The sequence below is a fragment of the Kurthia populi genome (assembly GCF_042686175.1).
In the GTDB taxonomy this organism is placed as follows: Bacteria; Bacillota; Bacilli; order Bacillales_A; family Planococcaceae; genus Kurthia; species Kurthia populi.
The window spans coordinates 35,182-54,157 of sequence record NZ_JBHUOR010000142.1 but is presented as its reverse complement, the minus strand read 5'-3'; the positions used below and the strand labels follow the sequence as shown (position 1 = coordinate 54,157).

The following is an 18,976-nucleotide window of genomic DNA, read 5'->3' as shown; positions in this document are numbered from 1 at the left end:
CTATCTGCAACACTACGCCTCCCTTCACTCATCAATTCAGTAAGTTTATAGTCCCTTTTTCATACCCTTTATTATACCTTTTATAATATATGAATTAAATAACATAAAACTTTCTGTTCGTTTTTTGTCATTTATAACTAATAAAATATATTAAAAAAACAGTTCCACAAAAAATGGAACTGCCTTTTCTTTATTTAGGGAAAACCTTTTTGAAGTTTTTCAATTGGTTTTTCATATCAAATACCTTGTAGTAATAATGGTAGCGTGTTTGCGCCTTCGTATCCGCTGCGTTTAATGGTTTTAACGAAACACCATTAATTTTAACCATTTTATTTAGGCCGTTACGGATGTTCGCCATGTCGATGGCGTCTTTTAAATAGTCTTCTTTTATACTCGCTTGATTTTCATCTAAATATAGCACCAATTCTTCTAGCATGATAATCATTTCGTATGGATTATACGTGCTCAGTTTATTAGGCGAATTCGATTTATTTTCAAAGGATCTTGGTGCCTTACCGTTGAAATCATACTTATACTGCACCTTATCTACTTTTTTATAATACTTCGTAAGCATTTTACGATTTTTCACATATTCTTGCTGTTGCTTCGTTAAAGCATCATACGCTTTTTGTGCTTTTACAAATTGTTTGAAAAATGAGCTACCTTCTTTGACTGAGTCAATCACCTTATCTACTGCCTCAGCCTGTGCAATATTGTACTCATCAGATAAATATTCTTTATTCGGTAGGCTCGTATTATCAAAAATTGTCTTAGCATCGCCCTTTAACGCTTTATGCAGCTTCAACGTTTCCGATAAAATTGCTGCCTCCTCATCATCTAGCGCTGTTAATTCTTTCGTGCCATCAAAGAGTGGTAATTTATAAAGATTTTCTCGAATCGCTATTAGTGGCAAGAATTCATTATAACGTGCCAGTACTTTACTATCTAACCATGCTTTTTGATAATCTGATAATTTATTATACATCGCCACTACGTTTGAAATATCATCTGCAATATCGTTTAAATTGACACCAATTGGATTGACAACAGCTAATGTTGATTTCGAACTTAGCGCCGCTACTGCCTTTTCAAATTCTTGTACATTGGCAGCAGTGGCTGGCGTTAGTGCGTCGCCGCTTAGCTTCGTCCCACTATACAGCTTCTCAAAATAACGTTTTTGCTCCATCATCTTATCTGCACTGCGTAAATACCAGCGCGCATTGTTCGATAAGCCATCATAGGCGAATACTAATGCCTTTAATGCCTCTGCATATTTCTTCGCTTCTTTATCTACAAGTGGTGGACGCGGGTCTGACGGATCATCGCCGTAAGGAATGTCCGTATATTGCGTCACAAACTTCGCATATAAATCTTCCATCTTCTGTGCTTCATCGATATATTTCTTTTGATCCACATAAAACGGTAAGATTTTCAGTGATTTTTCAAAATCAGTTGTTGCTGTTGTTTCTAAATTTTTCACCATCGTTTTTTGAACATTCCCAAGCTTGCCGTACGCGGTCACTGCATTTTTCAAATCTTCCATTTCAGCTAATGTGTACGGTGTACCGATAATCGCACCAGTCGGCTTAGCAGGCGCCACAACCGTTAAAACATCATTTGCCACACCTAAAGCAAACACTTTATCCTGTGGCACAGTTTGTTGATTTAATCGTTCTGCCTTCAACGTATACGTAACCTTTTTCGTCGTCACCGCAGAAGTCGTTACCGTACGTTCAATCACTGCGACATCATTTGCATCACGCAGTGTTGGCACAGAAAAATCAAGCAACAATACAAACTGCTCATATTTCTTCATAATGTCATCTGCGACCACACTTTGAACGTAATCCGATAAACGATTATAGCGATTATAGACGCTTTGTACCGTTTGCTCCGCATACACTGTTGCGCCGCCTGTGTTCATAATTGTGCTATCAACGGATAAGTCTTTAACGGCTTTTTCAAAGTTCGCTAAATCTTGAATCTCCGTTTTATATTTCTCCTTTAAGGCTTCGATGTCATCTGCATGCTTCACGAATGCTTTCGTTGCCGGCTCCGCTTCATCATACGTCTTAATCAATTCCATTACTTTTTCTAAATAATCCTTGCTGCTCGGCTTTAATGCCTCATACATCTTATCAATTTTTGATGCTTCATCTAAAAATGCTGCACTCGCTAAGAAGGATACATCACGTATTACTTCTCGCTCTTCTTGCTTGTTTGGCAGATAGCAAGACGTTGTTGTTTCACTGTCTGCACGATGCTTACTTGAAGTAAGGATTCCTTTTTGTTCCGTATCGAGTGTGTTATATGCTTTTAACACCTTCAATAAATCCTCATGGGATAAATCCACATATAAGTAGTCATACGATAAAATATCGTCTGTGCTACACCAGTATTTATAGAAATGCTGATAGCGCGCGACATCCTGGATTTGAATTAGCACCATTAATTTATTGTACTCTGTCATTTTTCCCTTTGGCACAAACGCTTGAATGATCTCTGATTTTTGAACATTTTTCTCATAATAATCTTTTAAATCATTCACTTCGCCAATATTGCTTGCGCCTGTGATTTTATCGATTTCTGCAATAAATGCGAGTGCTGCCTCGTATTCTTTTTTATACGTCGTTTCAATCGCTTTTAAATCTTCTGCCGCCGCCACATATTTACGCACGGTTGGCGATGCATTGATAAACGTCGTATACAGTTTAATCATATCCACTTGGTACGTAGCGGAAGATGGCTTTAATTTTTGATAGGCCTTATCGATTTCTGTAGCTGTTTTGATTTCATCCACTTTCCCAAGCACTTTCGCCTGTGGTGTTTCAGCGCCTCCTACTGGTTTGAATGAATTCATCACTGCATTTTTCGGTCCAACCGACATCTTATCGTAAATTTTAATGGCGTCCTGAATATTTTTAATATCCTGTGTTGTCGGATGCTCAATATCAGTTGCCGCTAGTAAATTTACAACCTCATACGCCTCTACATAGGATTCGTATTTCTTCATGACCGATTTTTCGATAATACTTTGGGTGCTCGTATCATGCTCAATCATCGTATGATAATAATCCACCGCCGTAATGACCGGTGTCGCTCCATTTGTCGCTGTATCAACCGCACTCTTCGTATTTAACTTACCAACTAACTCTGTAAATTTATTCGCGATTGCCTGTGGATAATTGCCCGATGTTTTGGACACAAGCCCATTAAACCAATGCAAGCGCTCCTGGTTAATAACATACTTTTTCACTTTTGGTGAGGCAGATTTGTATTGGTTGTACACCTTTTTCACATCTGCAGCGAACGACTTACTTCCCGTATCCAACTTCAAAATCGCCGCATCAATTTTAATTGCATTCGCTACAAGCGTATATTCCGTTCCCCATATACGGGCGATTGGCGTCTTTTCATTATCATTTCGATTCGCTTGATCCATGATAACTGCTTTATCGACAAGTAGACGCTGTGGCTCAGTTAACGCATTGTATGCCTTACCAAACGCCACAATACGCTCCTCATCACCTGTATTGTATTTGAAATCCTTCTCTTCTACCTTCAACTCTGCTGTACCTGGTTGATATGGCTTCTTCACTAATTCATCCGATAACGTTTGACCCTCACGAATCAGCTGTGGCATCGTCATATACAGCTCATAATCCTTCACAAGCTCTTTTGGCAGCATATCCATAGCTGCTGGCTTACCAGGATTCGCGGCCTTTTTCGCCTCAAGTGCCTTATATGCGCTTCGCAGTGCTTCAAGCGCTGCATCAACATCCGCCGCCGTTATAATATCTTTTTTATTATCAATTTTTAATTCATTCGGTTTATTCGCATCAGGCACTGTAATTGTCGCAGTTTTCCCCTGATTCAGTAACGCCACTTGCTCTTTAAACTTATTAATATCGGCAATTTGGTCTTTATACGTTTCTTGTACAGAGGCCATCTCTTTGCCGAAAATCGTATATTTCTTCACTTCAGGAAGTGCTTTCCCGAAATCGACCGATGAATCAATTAATGCTTGTAAGTCATTTTTATCAACTGCTTTGACATATGTTTTATCAAGCTTTTCGGCATCTTTAATTTGGGTTTCTTCTGGGAAAAAGCTACGGTTTAACGCGATTTTTTCCGACTCTGCTTTTGTAAAGCCGTACGGGTTCACTAATGTTACCGGGCTTGGCAATACCGATGACTGTTCGATTGTTCCAGCGGTTAGGGCATCGACAAATTTTTGTTGATCCTCACCTAATTTTTTATATTGCTTTTGTGCTTCAGCGATTGTCTCGCGATGCTTTTCAAGCTGAATATTTTTTTGGTTCGCAGCTACCTTTTCATTCGGATCCCAATTAATTGAATCATAGGCTTCCGCACGATTTAATGTGCGCAGTAGTTCAGGTATTTCCGCGTAGGCTTCGTAAAGCTTCACAAAATCCTTCTCAAGGTATTTCGAGAGTTGAATTCCTTGGCTTAACTTAGTCGATGCTTTATACGCGTCCTCTGCCGCTTTAATCGTCGCAAGTCTCACATTTGGTGTATCTTCTAATACTTCAAGCGCTTGATTATAGGCCGTGAGCTTCGCATGCGTATCGCGATACTTTTCGTAAATGATATCCATTGCCTCGACATAATACGGATCGATATAGCGTTGTGTCAGTTTTCCGTCAATCGTTTCTTTCGGATAAAGCACACTAAAATCATGATAGGCCATCATTAATTCAAATGATTTACTATCAAAATTTTTATTCGTCGGATTTAACGCCTCATATAATTTCGCCAATTCCACTGATTGATTGATTTTGTCTTCATCTTTTAAATACTCGTTGATTTTCGCAATTTCGTCCGCATCAAATAAACTCTTTTGGAAATCATCCATTTTTTTATAGTCCGCTAAAAATGACTGCAACTGCTTTGCTGCCAATGTTTTATTCGATGTATAGGTTTTATCCAACTCACCATTCGCATCTAAAATCATGCCGTCTTTGCTAATATCTACGACAATCGATTCGCCATCTGGATCCGTTGTAATTGTCGATAATAAGTTAACAACATTTTTATACGATGCTTTCGCTTGCGCTGGATTTGAATACTTTTGCAATCTCTTCAATGTTGTTGTAGGAACTGCTGCCTTTGTAATGCTCGTCATCGCATCATACGTTTTTTGTGCTTTCGGCGCTTGCGTCAAATAGTTTTTCGTCGTAATCGAATTGACTTGTGCTGTTAAAGCCTTGATTTTTTTCTCAAGTGGCGCAATTTTAGCCACATGTTTTTTCAGCGTACTATAATTACTGACTAACTTTTTATCTGCTGTCGATAATTTTTTATACGCATTGTTCGCCGCACGCGTTTTTGCGATATAATTTGTCTTTTTCGAATCAATCGCCTTAATCTTATCAATGACCGCTTTCGCTTTTTTTGTTGGTTTCTTCGTTGCCGCCTGTGCGACCTGACTTCCGTTTGGAAAAGCCGATGTTAGCCAAACTGGCACTGTCAGCGCAACCGCAAGACTCGCCGTTAAAATTTTCTTATGCACTCGGAAATCCTCCCTTTCGTTCTCTCGCTTGTTCTATTCTTTGAGTATTCGTTTTCTTGGTATATGGTTTGTATCGGTAAGATTTGCGAGAAATAAAGGGAGAGAAGGAAAAAGAGACCCTAGCTCACAAGCTAAAGCCTCTTACATCTATGTCGATATAAACAGAAATATATTTTATAAGGAGCTTCTCTATGAAAGAACAATTACAAAGACGGTTAATTCCTACTTACTTTAATGAATTCCAGTGCATTGGCGGTGCCTGTGAAGATACATGCTGTGCTGGCTGGCGGATTGATATTGATCAAAAAACATTTAAAAAATATAAAAAAGAAAGTAATCTAAACATAAAAAAAGAACTACAAAAAAATATTAAACGTAACCGTTCTGCAGACGTCAATGAATTTAATTACGGCCAATTTAAAATGGATGATAACAACGCTTGCACTATGTTAACCAAAGATGGATTATGTAGCATTCAAAATATATTAGGTGCAGAAGCGCTTTGTCATACTTGTACTGTCTATCCGCGTGAAATCGCAACAATTAACAATATTTTTGAAAAAACGTTAACATTATCTTGCCCAGAAGCTGCTCGTATTATTTTAAATCGTCCCGAAGGATTGGATTTTATAGAAGAAGAAGGTATCGAACACATTCCTTCTTTAACAAATTTCACTCAATCTATTGAAGAAAATGAGTTATTTTGGAAAGTTCGTATCTTTATGATTGATACATTGCAAAATCGAAAGCATTCACTTGAAACAAGATTATTAATTATAGCGATGTTTTTACAAAAATATATTGAATTAAAATCGTTAAATGCTCAAACTATCGAGCCATTAGTTCAAAAATATAATACTTATTTAAAAATGGATGATTTACAATCGCTTTTCAAGAACATTCATATACAATATGACAAACAATTACAATTTTCACTTTCAATTTTAAACTATAAATCCTCAAAAGAATTTAATGATTTGACAACGGTTATCAAAAATAATTTAAAATTAAATGATAATAATTTTTTAAATGAATCTATTGAAGAATTCAAGTTAGCATTAAGTAAAAATTATATCCCGTTCATATCTAAATACGCTTTTATTTTAGAAAATTATCTAGTCAATGCTGTTTTTGAAAAAATAAAGCAAGCGAACCCTCAACACATAATTGATGGTTTTACAAGTATTTGTGTAGATTTTGCTATGCTGCGTATATTTATTAGCGGTTATCTATCAAACTCCGAATCACTCTTAGAAGATGCGATATACATTATTCAAAAATATAATAAATCTCTTTCTCATAACTCATCATATAAATCCATAATTTCAAATATTCTCCAACAAAATCACGCGTCAATACTATCACAAATAACGATGATGATTCGTATTTAAACTAAAAATGAGGGATGGTCTTTAAGGCCATCTCTCATTTTTTGTATTATTTCTTTTTATCGTAATACGTACCATCCATCGTACTTACCGCACCATATGGATTATGGTACTGCACTTCTGATTTTTTAGACTTCTGCAGATTTTGCATATCGGTCGCAATTTGCTTCTTAAAGGTTTCCAATCGCTCGATAATCCCTTTATCAAGTGCTCGTAGCTGCGCCTCATATTCATGCCCGATAATCGGATTATTTGGCATCGCCTTCAGCTGATCAATTGTTTGACCTCGCGCATCTAGCAGTTTATCGACGAATTCAATGTATTCATCGCGCTTATCCTCTTTATCCTCTGGCTCTTTCCCTAAAAACGAATAAAGTTTTTCAGATAATAAAAGAAGCTGCTTCATCAAATCCATTACACTTGATTTCCTGTATATTGTTTTTGGCGATTCATTTGAATCACTTGCTTCCATGTATCGCGGAACTCGACTACCAAACCTTCTACTTCGTCTAAAATTGCGACATCATTATTAATATTTGCCTGTGTTAATTGATGATACATATAGTCATATAAATTGAACATTTCTTTTGAAATCGGAATATCCATATTTAATGTAGACATCAATTCATTCAAAATTGCTTGTGCCTTTTGAACATATTTATTGCGCGCTTCAATATCTTTTACTTCAATCGCCTTCTTTGCTTGATGGATAAATTTAATACATCCATTATAAAGCATTAGTGTCAGTTCACCTGGGGACGCGGTCGTAACACTATTTTGTTTATATGCATTGTATGCATTTTGTACTGACAAACTAAACAACTCCTTTTAAATAACACTTAATTATTAGCCTTGCATAAAGATAGACGATTGACTATTGGCTTTTTGAATCGCAGTTTCCATTGCAGAGAACTGTTTCCAGTAACGATCCTCGATACCTTTAAGACGATCTTTCCAATTTTCTATTTTGTCTGTCAAATTAGAAATATCCCTACCAATTGAATACGTTTTTTCAGAGGTAGATAAAGTAGACCCTGCTACATTTTTAATATTATCAATAGCTTGTTTAGATGAATCACGCATAGTAGAAATTACACCAGTATCTCCTGTAAATACTTTAGATAAAATATCTGGATCTTTTTCTAATGCAGCTTTTAATTTTTCCTCATCTAATTGTAATTGTCCACCATCCGTATATGTCGAAGTAGTAGAAACTCCAATTGATGCAAGCGTAAGTTTATCTTTATCAGTAGAATATAGAGTGGATCTTAGGTCAGACAATACATTCCTTAAATTTGAATCACCTTTTAAAAGACCTTTTTTTGCAGTTTCTTCCCATTTTTCAATCTCTTTTTCTGACATTTCAGCTTTTTGTGCATCTGTCAAAGGCTCATACCCTATGTTTTTTTTCTCTGTAGTTTTCTCATTTAATGTTTTAATTAAATCATTATATGTCGTGATAAAATCCTTTACTTTCTTAACAGCTCCATCAGTATCTGCTGTTGAAGAAATTGTGACATCTGATGAAATATTAGCAGTTAGTTCTAAATTGTACCCTGCTACATTAAATTTATTAGTGTTACTAGATATATCAACTCCATTAATAGTTGCAGTTGCGTTTTTACCCTGTGCTAGACCAAAATCTGTTGCTCCATTTGTTGTAAATCCTAGTTTTTCAAATAATTGATTGTTATCTCCGACTACTGCTATATCTGCTGCTGAATCTGTTGCTCTTCCGGTGTTATTTGCAGTTATTGAAAATTTGCCATTTGCAAAAATGGCTGTGACTCCAGCTTTAGAAGAATTGATTTTGGCAACCAAACTATCTACAGTATCTTCGGATGTATATTTTACTTCTGCCACATTAGATAAAGTACCTTTTTCTCCTACTGACGACATATTAAAGCTACCTTCAGCCACACCTAATAAATCGCTAATTTTAGTAGAGCCTGAAATATTAGTATTTTCTTTAGATACACTCTGTGCAGCCTGCGCTTTTTCTGCTTTGCTAATTGTTAAATTCCCCGTAGCATCATTTCCAGCAGATATATTTACACTAGAAGGGCTACTATTTGAAACATTTCTTATATTCCAATTCTTTGAAAGGCCAAAATTGTCAAAAGTATTACTTCTGAAAGTTTCTAAAGTTGTATTTACTTCTCTATATGCATCTCGACGCCATTCATATTTTTGTTTTTGTTGCTGAAGCTTCTCCATTTGAGAACTTTCAGCTTTCATTAATTTTTCCATAATAGATTCGATATCCATTCCAGATACTAAACCACTAATTTTATTCTTTGATTGTAAATAAGAATACGCTAATTGTGAACTTGTTGCATTATTTACTGGTGACATTATTGTTCCTCCTCACTATGCTTGTGTATCAAAAATCTTTCCTGCTAGTTTTTGCATTTCATAATACGCATCTAATAATTCCTTTGGTGGAATTTCTTTTACAACTTCTTGGGATTCTGCATCTACTAACTCAACATAATAGCGTTCTAAATCACTGTGAAAAATAAATTTAGAATTTCGTTGCGTATGCTCCATAAATTCATTCATTTTATTTACCGCTGTTTGATACGCTTGTTCTGTTGGATTGCCATTTTCATCGGTCATTTCAGAGATGTTCTTTTCTGATTGTCTGATGTTATCTTGCTTAGAAGTTGTAAAATTTAATGTAGCCCGCATTTTTTCTATAGGTTTTACGACTTCACTAGGTGTTGTTGATACTTTCATCTGTGCACCTCCTCTATTTTGAAAGCTTTCTTTTTATATCGGATTTATTAAATGAATATGTAGAATTCTTTACGATTTTAATGTTGTATCAAAAAAAGTTGTGTTTTTTAATTTTGCACCCTTTTCTGAAGTATTGAATATTTTCATCGTTGTTTTGCTAAATGCCTGATCAAACCAACGTTTATAACTTAATAAATTAGGCGTCGTACGAATAATGGTATGATCATTTGCCACTACATCTAACAATTGATTGTATTTTTTAATTTCTTTTCCCGATGTAGAACCCATCGCATGTGTTTGCATTTCGCTAAACCCTAAATCTTGTCCAAATAAATATAATTCTTTATAGCCAAGCCATTCGATATACGAAAAAGTTGTTGTTGCAACAGAGCCACCTGTTTCAAATAGAGGCTGTTCGTACTGTTTGGCAAATTTTTCGGCACGAGTAAACCCTTTTTGAAATAGTATTTGTTTTTCTCCTGGGTGTTCACTAACAGCTTGGTAATTTGCTGTGCTTAAAAAATAGAGGATGCCGTTATATCTCATATCGATTTGTTCCAACATCGTAGGTTGTGCATCTGTCATAAAAACAGCAGTTGGCATAATTTGATGCGCTAATAACACCTTTAAGGCTGACCCAACACAATAAATATCGAATTCTTGTTGATGTTTTTGCAACCAAGAAATTGTGTTATTTAAAGAAGGTCCTGACGCTACGAGTGCTGCTTTTTTAGATGTAGTTATTTTTAAAAGCGGCGTAAATAATTTGATATTTTCACTAAAATTTTCTATCATTTGTTCTTTAAAACGCCTATAAGATACTTGTCGAATCTTAATATCTTCAATAAATTCAAACAACGGGTGATTATGACCAATTGCACGTAAAAAAGATTGTGGAATAATAATTTGAGCTTGTTCATTAAATGCTTCAACTGATTTAAAAGCATGAACATTTGGCAATTGTAAATATTTCTTTGTATTATGTTCTAAGTAAACTTCTTTTTCTTGTTCATCCAATAAAATATACTGTACTTCAATATTTTCTAAATGCTCCACTAAATAATCTAAATGATAACCAAGTCCTAACCCTACTAAAATAAATTTTTTATTAGTTGTATCGACTTCTGTAGTCATAAACTTTTCAACATCTCTTTGTGGATTGTATTTACTGTAAAGATATATGTCATTTAATTTGACTGTTTTCTGCTCATTTTTAGCTTTTTCTATGTGCCAATTCATCATTTTCCTCACTTCTATAAAAAAAGCTATAGCTTGAAGAAGCTATAACTTTTCTTTTAATTAGCTAAAATAGCTTAACACCATATCAACATCTTCCTCACTCATCTGCGGATGCAGAGGCAATGACAACGCATTGTCATACCATTTTTCTGCCTTCGGACATAGGCCACGTGCATAACCTAGCTCTTGATAATAAGGGTGCCAATACACCGGAATATAATGGACATGGACGCCGATATTTGCGGCACGTAATTCTTCAAAAATTTGCTTACGCGATTTTCCTAGTGTTTCAGGATTTAACTGTACTGAATATAAATGCCAACCAGAATTTGTATTAGCTAATTGTTGTGGTGCTGTGACACCATCAATCATTGTTAATTTCTCTGTATATAATGCAGCTAGTTCTTGACGTTTGTTAATAAAGCTGTCTAATTTTTTCATTTGCGAAACGCCAAGGGCTGCTTGAATATCTGTCATGCGATAATTAAAGCCTAAATCAACCATCTCATAATACCAGCCACCTTGCTCTTCAGCATAAGGCGTATGTGTAATCCCATGACCACGGAATAATAATAATTTCTCGTAGAATTCCTTATTATTTGTCACAATAATACCACCCTCACCTGTTGTTACAGGCTTAACTGGGTGAAAGCTAAACATTGTCATATCAGCAGTCGCGCCTACTTTACGGTCCTTATAATCTGCCCCTAATGAATGCGCTCCGTCCTCAATAACGACTAAATTATTGGCATGTGCAATATCCATAATCGCATCAATATCAACTGGCTGGCCGGTGAAATCTACCGGAATAATTGCCTTTGTTTGCGGTGTAATATGGCGTGCGATTTCCTGTGGGTCAATATTGTACGTGTGCTCGTCAATATCTGCAAAGACAACCTTCGCTCCCATATAACGCGCACAGTTTGCACTTGCCGCAAACGTAATCGGCGTTGTAATAACCTCATCACCTTCGCTAACACCAGCTGCGTAGCAGGCCCCATGAAGTGCTGCTGTACCATTCGCAAATGACACTGCATATTTTGCTCCTACATACTGTGCCACTACTTCTTCAAATTCTTTTACTTTCGGCCCTGTCGTTAAAAATGGTGATTTTAACGTTTCAATTACCGCTTCGATGTCCTCGTCTGAAATCCATTGCGTGCTGTAAGGTAGAAATTCTTTGCGTTTTTCCATTATAAAACTAACTCCCAGCTAACAGGTGTTCCTTTTATAGCATCTGTTTTAATCGTTTTCCCTAGTAAAATATCATAGTATTTTGTAGGTAATCCTAGACCCGGGCGAACATCGCGTAAGTTTTCTTTCGTGAAAACATCGCCTGCTTTCATATCTTCCCCTACATATAATGAACGTCGAGCATTTAGCGATGGCTTCTCTGCTTCTGTTGGCCCATATTGAATATGTCCAATACTTTGCCACGCACGTTCTGTATCTTCAACAAGCTGCTTTAGCTCATGTGGCTCCATTGAAAAGGTTGAATCAACGCCTCCGTCAGCACGCGCTGTTGTAAAATGCTTTTCAATGACGGTTGCGCCAAGTGCTACTGCTGCTACTGATACGCCCGTTCCCATCGTATGATCAGATAAACCAATTTCTACATCAAACAATTCACGCATATGTGGAATCGTTGCGAGGTTTGAATTTTCCGGTGTCGCAGGGTACGTGCTCGTACATTTTAAAAGCACAAGTTGATTATTACCCTCTTCACGAACAGCTCGTACAGCTTCATCTAGTTCTGCTGCTGTTGCCATTCCTGTTGAAATAATGATTGGTTTTCCTGTACGTGCGACCTTTTTAATTAATGGAATATCAACATTTTCAAACGATGCAATTTTATACGCTGGTACATTTAATGTTTCTAAAAAATCTACCGCTGTCTCATCAAATGGAGAGCTAAATGCTAACAATCCTAGCTCCTCACATTTATCAAAAATGGCTTGATGCCATTCCCATGGTGTATACGCTTTTTGGTACAAATTGTAGAGTGATTGCCCTTTCCATAAATCTTTTTCATTCGAAATAAAAAATTCATTCGTATGTACATCTAATGTAATCGTATCTGGTGTATACGTTTGTAATTTTACAGCGTCGGCACCAGCTTGTGCTGCAAGCTCTACTAAATGTAAGGCACGTTCTAATGAGTGGTTATGATTTCCTGACATTTCCGCAATAATAAATGGTCTGTAGTTTTTGCCGATTAAACGGTCTCCAATTTTAATCATGTGTTCATCTCCAATAATTCTTTTATCCAAGGATTTGATATACCATTACTTTCTGTTAGCTGTAGTCCTTGCTTGCTAAGCATACTTAATTTTTCAGGATGCTGTTGAATAAATGCTAATAAACCTTTATATGTTTCGCTCGTTACTTGCTCATGCCATCCTAAATTAATAACAGCACCTAATTTTTCAGTAAAATAAGTTGTCTCAGTTTGATTATCGGCAACAATTGTACTAGATGAAGGGAGACCTACATAACAGCGTTCCCACGTTGTACTCCCACCTGCTCCAATTGAAAAGTCGACTTCGTTCATTAATTTTGCCATATAGTCAATTTGTTGATGATAGCAGTATCCTTGTTGTTCACAAATTAATTGAATTGCCGCTTTTTGTTCATTCCCATTGCCACATACAACATGTACTTTTTCAAACGTAAATTTTTCAAGCGCTTCGAGTACTTTCATCGTTTCGTGTGTTGGGTCTGTTCCCCCCATAAAAACTAATAATTGTTTTACGTTATTATTACGTTTCCGACGATGTTGGCGAGCTTCGACAAATTCATCACGCATAATTAAATATTGTGGTCCAAGTAATTTCACACAAGTTTTTGGCACAAGAGTATCATAGCGATATGCATAATCTTCAATAATATTTTGGTCAATCAAAACATCACAAATATGTGGACGATTCGCTAAATCATCAATTACAACAATTTTATTAGCATACGCATATAACTTTTGTTCCACTGACGCATCAATTTGATAATGATCTACAATAATAACATCTGCCATTTGCCACATCGTAATTGTGTTATAACCACATTGCTGAACATAATTTATGAGATTCCCTTGTAATGGCAACATAAAAAATTGTACATCATGTCCGCTTTTTTTCAATTGGTCTGCAATCGTTAAACAACGCATAATATGACCGCTACCAATTTCTCTAGAAGCATCTGCTCGAATAATAAATTTCATTGCTACACCACCGGTTTTTGCTCAATATGTGCATTAATTTTTGCTACTTCAGGATGTTCAATTAAATATTTAATCACATCTATACTTGATACAAAAACATCGTCAAAATGACTGGCAACTTTTGATAACAATTCATAATCTGCAACTGTATCCAATGTAATACGTAATGGTGGTTCGTTCCGCATTTCATCAGCAACATAACTCACGCGTGTAAATTGTTCTTTAAATTCATATGCATAGTATGTCACATGCTCACGGTGACGATTTTCATGTCCTTTTTCATCAATATATTGCAAAGCTTTATATGAAATTACTTCGACTGCCAATCCTCGCGGAAGCTGGCCCTCTAAATCGATAATATCTACTTGCTCTTTTTTCATTAATGCCACCATATCACTCGCCATTTCATAGTCAACAAATGGACAATCCGCTGTCACACGAATTACATAGTCTGGATCGTATGGCTTTGCTGCCTGAATAAATCGATCTAATACATCTTCTTCAGAGCCTCGATAGCATGACAATTGATGCTCCTCGCACCATTTTTCTACTGCATCATCTTGGGACAATGAGGAAGTTGCAACAAGTACTTTACTAACTCCATCAATTTTTTTACAACGTTCTATCACATACGTTAAATTATCTGTACTTCCTAGCGGCATTAAAATTTTCCCTGGTAGACGAGATGAACCCATTCTAGCTTGGATAATTACTATTGTTTTCATTACTTTTCTTCCACCTCCGCCTTATATTTTTTGAATTTCATACCTACTTCATTCCAGCGTTCATGTGTCATTTCATATAAATAAACATCATGCCAATTATCATTTTTCAACACATGCTGTTCATAAAAACCTACTTCTCGGTCTCCTAATTTTTGATGAATTTTTCGAACACCTACATTTTCAGCCATAACTGCACCTTGAACTTTTTCAAGCCCTAACACCTCAAAGGCATAATTATAAACATACGCTCCGATGAATCCGCCTAACATGCCATATTTAGCTTCTCCAATATAATAATTCCATTCCCCGCGTTTATTATGCCAATCAATATTTGTCAGGGATACAAAACCAAGTAGTTGACCTTTTTGCTCCATAATCCAGTATCGTCCATTCGGATCGTTTGAAATATTTTGCCACCACAGATATTGATTCTCCATATTATCATCAATATCTGTATACATAAATTGCGTCACAAATTCACTAGTACGCCACGTTAAAATTTGCTGTAAATGTTCTTTTTTGATTTGTAGCCACTTCATTTAACCACTACTTTCCTCGTAAACGACGTTAAAAAATTTTGTCCATCCCACACACCATCAAAATCGAGCGCCTGACCAATAGGAACAATCCGATCAATTCCTCTTGAATCAATTTGTAGCACTAATTGTTCTAGCTGTTGTGATGTAAATCCATAATAAGCTAATGTTTGGTCTTTATCCGTCACAAGCCGTGCAACATCCATTAAAGTCGTTCTTTCACATTCATAAAATAAGCCACTACCACAATGTTGTTCTCTCGCCCCATTTGGTAGCTCCTCTAATGCAACACGCGCGAAATATGGCTCTGTTACAACTTTTCCTACATAGTCCTCTGTCGCGAGTTGCAGTGCTGTTGTATATTTAGTTACTTGTGTTGCAGCTATAAGTTCATATTGCTTTTGCTTAATTTTTTGTTCAAAGCCTTTCCAAAAACGTTCGGATTTTTTGCCTATCCAAACAATTAATCTTGGTGATGAACAAGCCATTTGATTAAACCAAAAAGAATCATTATAAAACTGCTCTAGTAATTGATCAAAGGATGCCTCATCTAACTGCCCTATACTCTCACTATTAAGTACGGCCAATGAAAATCTATCTGCAAATGCCAGCTCATTAGCAATTGGGGATAGTGGTATTTGACGAATCGTTTGAATCGTTTGATCTCCGCCCCAAATAACGCGTGTATGGCACTGCGCACTAATTTCTGCTGTTGCATTTTCTGTATGCTCATACGTACAAATTAACGTTTGTTTTGCAATTTGAGCATGCTTTTCTAATTCCTCTAAAATAATCTTTAACATGTCGTTTACTTCTGCTTTTGTGGAAATACGTAAAATATTACGATTTCCTGCCATCATTGATAACATCCAAGAATAGACGAAAATTGTATCAACATTAGATGGCGCAATATGGAATACTGTACCACGCGCTTTCACGATCATTTTTTCATGTTCTTTAGCAAAGACTTCTTGCATAGCCATCACATTTGCTCGTCGTAACCAATATCCAAGCGCTACAACTTCTGGCATATGGCGTAGCTTTAAAAAACGTTTAGACAAAGCTTGAGTAAAAATGATAATATCCTTTGAAAAAGGCTGATTAACAGGCTGTGCAGTTACTTGCTGCAATGCTTGATCAAATGCTAATTGCTTAGGCCAAAAAAGCTTCACGCTTTAACCCCTCCTTGAAATGTGTCACTGCAGCCACGAATTTCTGCTTTAGGAATACGGCCAGCAACACTGAAATATTTTCCACTCCAACCACATGTACAATCATCTATACCATGAATCGTCCCTAGATCTTCGGTTAATAAAGAATGCCCCGGATAACTTTTTGGTAACTCACTAACTACTTGAATAAGACCTTGTTCACCGATTGATACTGGTTCAAACGTTATCGGATTACGAATAATAACATCCGCATAACTTGGTGCGTGTAAATGTCCTTCACTGCATTCTACAAAAATCGAACCCACTTGCTCAACCATTCCATAATAATTATGAACTTCTTGAATGCCCAATTGCTGTTTTAATAGTTGGTTAAATGTTTGAGCATCTACTGCTTCATCCTTTAACTTTTTCCAGCCACCACCATGAATAAGAACGCTATTACCAAAGTCTAATGCTAAACCTTTATCACGTGCTTCTTTAAAAACATACTGCCAAATCATAAATGTAAAACCAAACAATAAAATGCGTTGCCCAGCATATTCTTTTAAATAAGCTTGTAAACCTTCGATATCAAGCGACATATCGTCATTTAGCGCATAAAAATGCTTACGTCCAAAATTAGCAAAACCTAAAATACCTGCTCCGCGCGCACTAAATGATTGACGATCTTTCAACACCGATTTTGTATCTAAAATAATCATTGGTAATCGTTTGGCACCTAAAATTGGTTTCATCACTTGAACCAACGTTTTAGTTTGGGCCATTGCTGTTGCTTTATCTAAATAAATTTTCGATACTTGCTGACCTGTTGTACCGCTTGATGTCAACACTTTTACTACTTCTTCATCAGCAATTGATTTCAACTCTAACAATTTAAATAATTGAACTGGCAAATAAGGTACATCCTCAAGTGTTGCTGCTTTTAACTGCTGCTCACTTTTATGCATCATTTGCGCATAAGCTTGGCAATGTTCCGTATGCCAAAAAGTTAGTTCATTCAACTTCTGAAGTAATTGCTGTTCTTTTTCCTGCTGCTTGAGATGATAAGGTTCTATCATATACACAACTCCTTCAGTTTCATATAATCTGTTTTACCATTTGAAAAATGTGGAATATCTAATACTTTCACTTTATATGCTGATTTATGAAGGTGATACAATTCCTCAATTGTTTTTTTAATATCATCGCTAAATTGCTCTTGTTCAATTACTATGATAAGTTTATCATCTGTTCCTGTACAAGCTAGTGGCGTCTGGAATCGCTGCTCTAGCTTTTTCTCGACATCATCTAAATTGATACGCAAACCAAATAACTTAATAAAACGTTTTAAACGTCCGGTAATCGTAAAGTATCCCTCATCATCTACGGTAGCTGTATCTCCTGTATGAAGCACACCGTGCAGTTCATCACCTTTTGCCAAATCTTCTAACGTTTCCGCATATCCAAGCATGACATTCTCACCTGTATAAACAAGTTCATCATCTATTACTTCAAGTTTTCCATCTGGCACTGCAATCCCAATCGAGCCTGCTTTATCTAATACACGATTATATGGAATATAAGACATACGCGGCGAGGCTTCTGTTTGCCCATACATAACATAAAAACGTTTATTCATTTCATGAGCATAGCTTGCAAAATAGCGCACGAACTTTTCATTTAAGCGTCCACCAGCCTGCGTCAATACGCGTAAATCAGGTAAATCCATTTTGATAAAACCGACACGCTGCAACATTTGATACGTAAATGGTACACCCGCAAGTGATGTAGCTTTTACTTCCTTAATAAACGACCAGAAAGATTTTTGTAACACACTGTCATTAGTTAGTACAAGTGTAGCACCGGCTAATAAATGGCTATTCACAATCGACATCCCGTATGAGTAGGACAATGGTAAATTTAAAATCGCTCTCTCTTGTGCATCAATATCTAAATATTGCTGAATTGATTGCGCATTAGCTCGTAAATTGGCATAGGACAAACGTACAAACTTCTGGCTTCCTGTCGTGCCAGATGTACTTAAAAGTAGCGCCAAATCTTCATGAATCACTGCATTTATTTTTTCTATGCGAATTAGACGTTGCCCTTCTTTGCTATAACCTACCCACCCCTGAAGTCCTACAATCCACTCAGGTTTATATTGCGTAATAATAGAGGATAATAACTCTTCATTAATGTCCGAAGCTAGTAACATTACTGCATGCTGACTATTCATCGCTGTTACATAAGCAGACAAGGACTCAAATGTACCATCACATAAAATTAAAATTAATTGTTTTTGCTGATTGTCAAAAGGTGCACACAATAATTCTTTATACGAATATGTGCGTTCAGCTGTAATTACAGCCACTTCCCCACTTGTCACATTAAAAAAGCTCATTTATAGTCCCCTTCCTAAAAAAAGAAGTGCAGCACAATGCCACACCCCTC

General features: G+C 36.4%; 15 protein-coding genes. 1 reads left to right on the top strand and 14 read right to left on the bottom strand.

The features are described 5' to 3' along the window. Window positions 1-190 precede the first annotated feature (190 nt). Entirely contained in the window at window positions 191-5,533 is a 5,343-nt protein-coding gene (locus tag ACFSY7_RS19365) for a hypothetical protein (RefSeq protein ID WP_380149276.1), read from the bottom strand. Window positions 5,534-5,724: 191 nt separating this feature from the next. Between ACFSY7_RS19365 and fliB the strand changes: the two genes are divergently transcribed. Beyond that, window positions 5,725-6,924, top strand: coding sequence for a flagellin lysine-N-methylase (gene fliB / locus ACFSY7_RS19360; protein ID WP_380149275.1), 1,200 nt, complete (start codon window positions 5,725-5,727; stop codon window positions 6,922-6,924). Between the two features lie 46 nt (window positions 6,925-6,970). On the opposite strand, the gene ACFSY7_RS19355 is transcribed toward fliB, so the two are convergent. From ACFSY7_RS19355 to ACFSY7_RS19295, 13 genes are all read right to left on the bottom strand, one after another. After that, on the bottom strand, window positions 6,971-7,336 hold the full coding sequence (locus tag ACFSY7_RS19355; RefSeq protein WP_380149273.1) for a flagellar protein FliT: 366 nt from the start codon (window positions 7,334-7,336) through the stop codon (window positions 6,971-6,973). Continuing rightward, window positions 7,336-7,734, bottom strand: coding sequence for a flagellar export chaperone FliS (fliS, locus tag ACFSY7_RS19350; protein ID WP_380149271.1), 399 nt, complete (start codon window positions 7,732-7,734; stop codon window positions 7,336-7,338). The genes ACFSY7_RS19355 and fliS overlap by 1 nt, the downstream gene beginning before the upstream one ends. A gap of 33 nt (window positions 7,735-7,767) precedes the next feature. After that, on the bottom strand, window positions 7,768-9,276 hold the full coding sequence (fliD, locus tag ACFSY7_RS19345) for a flagellar filament capping protein FliD (RefSeq protein ID WP_380149270.1): 1,509 nt from the start codon (window positions 9,274-9,276) through the stop codon (window positions 7,768-7,770). A 15-nt stretch (window positions 9,277-9,291) separates the two neighbouring features. After that, entirely contained in the window at window positions 9,292-9,660 is a 369-nt protein-coding gene (locus ACFSY7_RS19340; protein ID WP_380149269.1) for a flagellar protein FlaG, read from the bottom strand. Window positions 9,661-9,729: 69 nt separating this feature from the next. Beyond that, window positions 9,730-10,902, bottom strand: a complete 1,173-nt coding sequence (locus tag ACFSY7_RS19335; protein ID WP_380149268.1) for a motility associated factor glycosyltransferase family protein — start codon at window positions 10,900-10,902, stop codon at window positions 9,730-9,732. Between the two features lie 57 nt (window positions 10,903-10,959). Continuing rightward, window positions 10,960-12,093, bottom strand: coding sequence for a UDP-4-amino-4,6-dideoxy-N-acetyl-beta-L-altrosamine transaminase (gene pseC, locus ACFSY7_RS19330; RefSeq protein ID WP_380149267.1), 1,134 nt, complete (start codon window positions 12,091-12,093; stop codon window positions 10,960-10,962). Then, window positions 12,093-13,139: a pseudaminic acid synthase gene (pseI, locus tag ACFSY7_RS19325; protein WP_380149266.1), complete on the bottom strand. Its 1,047-nt coding sequence runs from the start codon at window positions 13,137-13,139 to the stop codon at window positions 12,093-12,095. Before pseI ends, pseC begins: the two co-directional genes overlap by 1 nt. Next, window positions 13,136-14,113, bottom strand: coding sequence for a UDP-2,4-diacetamido-2,4,6-trideoxy-beta-L-altropyranose hydrolase (gene pseG, locus ACFSY7_RS19320; RefSeq protein ID WP_380149264.1), 978 nt, complete (start codon window positions 14,111-14,113; stop codon window positions 13,136-13,138). Before pseG ends, pseI begins: the two co-directional genes overlap by 4 nt. Window positions 14,114-14,115: 2 nt before the next feature. After that, window positions 14,116-14,838 (bottom strand): cytidylyltransferase domain-containing protein, encoded by a 723-nt coding sequence (locus ACFSY7_RS19315; protein ID WP_380149263.1) that lies wholly within the window; start codon window positions 14,836-14,838, stop codon window positions 14,116-14,118. Then, a complete protein-coding gene (gene pseH / locus ACFSY7_RS19310) occupies window positions 14,838-15,377 on the bottom strand; it encodes a UDP-4-amino-4,6-dideoxy-N-acetyl-beta-L-altrosamine N-acetyltransferase (protein ID WP_380149261.1) in 540 nt (179 codons plus the stop codon). The genes ACFSY7_RS19315 and pseH overlap by 1 nt, the downstream gene beginning before the upstream one ends. Then, a complete protein-coding gene (locus ACFSY7_RS19305; protein ID WP_380149259.1) occupies window positions 15,374-16,546 on the bottom strand; it encodes an acyl-CoA reductase in 1,173 nt (390 codons plus the stop codon). Before ACFSY7_RS19305 ends, pseH begins: the two co-directional genes overlap by 4 nt. Beyond that, a complete protein-coding gene (locus tag ACFSY7_RS19300; RefSeq protein WP_380149258.1) occupies window positions 16,543-17,604 on the bottom strand; it encodes a LuxE/PaaK family acyltransferase in 1,062 nt (353 codons plus the stop codon). Before ACFSY7_RS19300 ends, ACFSY7_RS19305 begins: the two co-directional genes overlap by 4 nt. After that, window positions 17,601-18,926, bottom strand: a complete 1,326-nt coding sequence (locus tag ACFSY7_RS19295; protein WP_380149257.1) for an AMP-binding protein — start codon at window positions 18,924-18,926, stop codon at window positions 17,601-17,603. The genes ACFSY7_RS19300 and ACFSY7_RS19295 overlap by 4 nt, the downstream gene beginning before the upstream one ends. Window positions 18,927-18,976: the final 50 nt, after the last annotated feature.

Excerpts from the sequence above, each read along its gene's own strand:
- fliD (WP_380149270.1), bottom strand. The coding sequence starts at position 9,276 with ATGTCACCAGTAAATAATGCAACAAGTTCACAATTAGCGTATTCTTAT.
- pseG (WP_380149264.1), bottom strand. The coding sequence starts at position 14,113 with ATGAAATTTATTATTCGAGCAGATGCTTCTAGAGAAATTGGTAGCGGT.
- pseC (WP_380149267.1), bottom strand. The coding sequence starts at position 12,093 with ATGGAAAAACGCAAAGAATTTCTACCTTACAGCACGCAATGGATTTCA.
- ACFSY7_RS19355 (WP_380149273.1), bottom strand. The coding sequence starts at position 7,336 with ATGGATTTGATGAAGCAGCTTCTTTTATTATCTGAAAAACTTTATTCG.
- ACFSY7_RS19335 (WP_380149268.1), bottom strand. The coding sequence starts at position 10,902 with ATGATGAATTGGCACATAGAAAAAGCTAAAAATGAGCAGAAAACAGTC.
- pseH (WP_380149261.1), bottom strand. The coding sequence starts at position 15,377 with ATGAAGTGGCTACAAATCAAAAAAGAACATTTACAGCAAATTTTAACG.
- ACFSY7_RS19315 (WP_380149263.1), bottom strand. The coding sequence starts at position 14,838 with ATGAAAACAATAGTAATTATCCAAGCTAGAATGGGTTCATCTCGTCTA.
- fliB (WP_380149275.1), top strand. The coding sequence starts at position 5,725 with ATGAAAGAACAATTACAAAGACGGTTAATTCCTACTTACTTTAATGAA.
- pseI (WP_380149266.1), bottom strand. The coding sequence starts at position 13,139 with ATGATTAAAATTGGAGACCGTTTAATCGGCAAAAACTACAGACCATTT.
- ACFSY7_RS19300 (WP_380149258.1), bottom strand. The coding sequence starts at position 17,604 with ATGATAGAACCTTATCATCTCAAGCAGCAGGAAAAAGAACAGCAATTA.
- ACFSY7_RS19295 (WP_380149257.1), bottom strand. The coding sequence starts at position 18,926 with ATGAGCTTTTTTAATGTGACAAGTGGGGAAGTGGCTGTAATTACAGCT.
- ACFSY7_RS19340 (WP_380149269.1), bottom strand. The coding sequence starts at position 9,660 with ATGAAAGTATCAACAACACCTAGTGAAGTCGTAAAACCTATAGAAAAA.